Source organism: Shinella sp. SUS2 (assembly GCF_001262505.1).
Taxonomy (GTDB): domain Bacteria; phylum Pseudomonadota; class Alphaproteobacteria; order Rhizobiales; family Rhizobiaceae; genus Shinella.
Genome location: NZ_KQ410804.1, coordinates 1 through 3,440 on the forward strand (window position 1 = coordinate 1; position 3,440 = coordinate 3,440).

Annotated in this window: 6 protein-coding genes; 2 read left to right on the forward strand and 4 right to left on the reverse strand. The window is 59.2% G+C overall.

Annotated features, from left to right (window positions below):
* Window positions 1–280, reverse strand: a 280-nt coding sequence (gene tnpB, locus AKG11_RS33190; RefSeq protein WP_156334234.1) for an IS66 family insertion sequence element accessory protein TnpB, incomplete at its 3' end; no start/stop codon positions are given.
* Entirely contained in the window at window positions 277–684 is a 408-nt protein-coding gene (locus AKG11_RS34240) for an IS66-like element accessory protein TnpA (RefSeq protein WP_082342987.1), read from the reverse strand. The genes AKG11_RS34240 and tnpB, both read right to left, overlap by 4 nt.
* On the opposite strand from AKG11_RS34240, the gene AKG11_RS35275 reads away from it, so the two are divergent.
* Window positions 656–1,168: an ATP-binding protein gene (locus AKG11_RS35275; RefSeq protein WP_050747108.1), complete on the forward strand. Its 513-nt coding sequence runs from the start codon at window positions 656–658 to the stop codon at window positions 1,166–1,168. The genes AKG11_RS34240 and AKG11_RS35275 overlap by 29 nt on opposite strands.
* On the forward strand, window positions 1,147–2,604 hold the full coding sequence (locus tag AKG11_RS33205) for a response regulator (RefSeq protein ID WP_197284071.1): 1,458 nt from the start codon (window positions 1,147–1,149) through the stop codon (window positions 2,602–2,604). Before AKG11_RS35275 ends, AKG11_RS33205 begins: the two co-directional genes overlap by 22 nt.
* Window positions 2,605–2,786: 182 nt before the next feature.
* Here AKG11_RS33205 and AKG11_RS33210 read toward each other — a convergent pair whose 3' ends face one another.
* On the reverse strand, window positions 2,787–3,200 hold the full coding sequence (locus AKG11_RS33210) for a helix-turn-helix domain-containing protein (protein WP_050747111.1): 414 nt from the start codon (window positions 3,198–3,200) through the stop codon (window positions 2,787–2,789).
* A gap of 100 nt (window positions 3,201–3,300) precedes the next feature.
* On the reverse strand, window positions 3,301–3,440 hold a 140-nt coding region (locus AKG11_RS34250), incomplete at its 5' end, for a transposase domain-containing protein (protein WP_156334235.1).

A 3,440-nucleotide genomic window follows, 5' to 3' on the forward strand; every position in this document is an offset into this window, starting at 1 on the left:
TCATAAGGAAAATGCCAGCCAAGCCAAAACCTTCAACTGAGTGCGAAAGAGAGATGCAGTATGAATGCAGATCGTTCAGGTAAAGCGACATGCCGATCCCGTCGTGCCACAGAACCTTGACCAGATCACCCTTGCGACCCCGGAAGCAGAAGACTTCGCCGCCATGAGGATCGCGGCCAAGACCCTGTTGCACCTTCAGCGCCAGGCTGTTCATGCCGCAGCGCATGTCCGTCACGCCCCCCGCAATCCACACCTTCACACCAGCCGGAAAGGCGATCATGACGCATCCAGAACCGGCAACAGCCGGGCGAGAATGATCGGATCAAGCGACGCCGGGATCATCAACCGTCGACCGTTCGGCAGGCCGATCTCGATCCTTTTGTCATCGTCCGGCCGGGGCGGCGAGACCTTCTCGCAAGATGCCGCCGCCGGTGACGAAATCGAAAGTGGCACGAAGCCCGTTGAAGCCGAACCGCTCAGAAGGCCACTACGGAACTCCCGACGCCAACGGGTCAACAATGACCGCGACAAACCATATCGCCGCGCCGTCGCGGACCCCTGCCGAAAGCCTTGCAGGCTCTCCTCGACGATCCGAACCTTCTCTTCGTCCGACCAATCCCGCCGGCGACCAAGATCATCGGAGGACAGGACCTCAATGGGGGAAATGATTGTAGCGCATGACATAAGCCATGGACTTAAAGCCAATCAGAAAATCTGGGCAGACGGCCTTCGGCGGAGGGTTACCATTTATCAATGGATCGAGGAGGAAGCAGGGGCGGGTCCTGTCAGCATTTTACGCGCAGGCCCACACGAATGCACGGTCGAAGCAGACAAGGGCCTCATATGTCTCGGCTTTACCAATGGGCTGCGCAACGCAATCGACGCAACGCTCGCGCTTGCAGTTGAAGACGCTCGGTATCCAGACATCGCAGTGAATTGGGGAGTTACCGACAAGGACGTCTGGATCGCGATCGTCGACAGTGGCGTCGGATTTCGGGGCAATGTGGCTCGCGCCTTTGAGATCGGTTCAACCACTAAGGCAGGACATCTCGGTATGGGTCTCGCAACCGCTCAGCAGGCGATGACGTCGCTGAACGGCAGTGTCCGCCTCATCCCGGGCGACCGTGGAGTCCGATTCGAGATGCGTTGGCCGAAGGCGGTGGGTTGATGCGCATTTTGCTAGTTGAGGACAACGTCGATTTTGCCGCATCGATCGAAAAGGCAATTCGCGGCATCGACGGCTGCGAGGTGACTTGGCGGCATAGTAGATTGGGAGCGCTTACCGCAATCGCGGAGGAGCTTTTCGATGTGGTAATCCTCGATCGTCGTATTCCGACCGAAGACGACTTTCTTGATGATCATCAAGACCATGGATGGGCTGTGTTCCAAGCGATTGCCGAGCAGCTTCCCGGTACGTCTGTATGGTTTCTCACCGGCACTGTGGATCCGGACTTTCCCGTCGACATGCTCCGCGACCATGGTCGACGTGGCGATATACATTGTTGCGGCCGCGAGGATCCTATCCACCAGGTGTTCTGGAAAAATCGAATGAACGATTGCGTCGCCGCCGTGCGATCGTTTCGCGCGGAGGTTCAAAGAACTGACCAGATTCACTTGGAATACGTGGACGCCCCCGTGAACCTGCGCGGGGAGGAAATGCGCCTATTAAGGCTCTTTGGACGAACGCACGGCGGCAGCCGAGTCGAAGTCCGTCAGCTCGCTGGCGGGCTTTCGGGTGCAAGGGTGTTACGGGTCACGGTTTTCAACGCCGCGGGCGCCGCTCAAATTACGTCAGTAGCAAGACTTGGAGTGTTTAGCGAGATCGCGGTCGAGAAAGCGAAGTATCATTCAGAGGTGGTGAGGCTTGCACCTGGCTCCTTTCCTCAAGTGACCGCCGAGATCGCACTGGGCGCCGGCAGTTTCGCAAGCATATTCTACGGCGTGGTTGGGGCTGAGGTGAGAAGCCTTTTCGATATCCTTACCAATGACCCGATCGCCGGTGCGGCCGTCCCGGCGCAGGTTCGTGCCGATCACGCGATCTGGCATGGAGCACGCCAGATTGAGCGGTTGCGGGTCTCAACCATTCGGCGGAGCGTCGTCGGTGATGTTGTCCTCCAAGGACTCGGCGAGGAGCTTGCGGGACTTGACTTGGGCGCAGTTGAAGCGATCGAGGTGGACGCGGCGCGCTGCATGCAGCATGGGGATTTGCACTGTGCGAATGTTCTTTTCGATGACTTCGCACGGCCAATGGTAATCGACTATCCCGAAATTGGGCGTTCGCTTGCCTCGCTCGACCCTGTTGCTCTTGAGTTGAGCACAATCTTTCATACGGATGCACCCGATCGCGCAGGATGGCCTACAGAAAACCAGGCAATAGGCTGGACCGAGATTGATCTCTTTTGCGCCGGCTCACCGTACGAGGCCTATATTAGGGCTTGCCGGGCCTGGGCGTTGGGCGTTGCGGGATCGGAGCAAGAGGTATGGGCGGTCGGATACAGCTATGCGCTCCGGCAGTTGAAGTACCGCGATACCGACAAAATACTGGCCCGCGCCATTATCCGCGGGTGCATGGAGCGGCTGCTGCGTGGCGCCGAAGGCGCATGAAAAAGCCCGGTGCGGGAGGAGATGCACCGGGCTTCGATTCTGACTGACAACTTGGGAGGAGGAGGGTTGCCAGTCGTTGCCCGAAGCTGCTGGGAGGAGGAGTGCAGCTCCGACCACCCGAATGTATGCTGCATTGCAGCATTCTTCAAGAAGCCGCCGTGCGAAATTTTGCGCTCCAAGCGCTATTCGCTGGCATCACCCTGCACGGAAGGAAGCGCAGCGGCCAAGGCCGTCACCAGGCCGACCACCTTCCTGCGGATGGTGTGCGAGCTGATCCGTGCGAACGCCACGTTGAGGTCTCGGCCCTCGTTGGTCTCGATGAAGCTGACCAGTTCCGGCGCCGCGGCCGCCACGGCTTGGCCAGGGTCGACCGTCGAGCCCGGGAAGAAATAAGCGGGCGGCACGCCGAAGGTTTCCGCAATCATCGCGAGACGACTCGAACTCACCCGGTTGGTGCCCTTTTCATATTTCTGGATCTGCTGGAAGGTGACGCCGAGCCGGTCGGCCAAGGTATTCTGGCTCATACCGGCCAGCCGGCGCTGCGCCTTGATCTTGCCGCCGACTTCGACGTCGATCGGATCGGGGATCTTCGCCATTCAATTTCCCCCGATCGTCTCGATGATGTCGTAAGCCTTGGCTCGTTGCCTGGGATAGTTCCCGGTCAACATCAGAAGCCGCGGCTCCTATTGTAAGCGGTCAGCCGATGGCGTCGGACCTGAAGTTCCAGGGCATGAGGGCTTCGATTTCAGACGCGGGCCAGCCCTGAGCGATGCGGGTCAAGGTTTGGCAGAGCCAGGCGAGCGGATCGACGCTGTTCATTTTGCATATGTGGACGG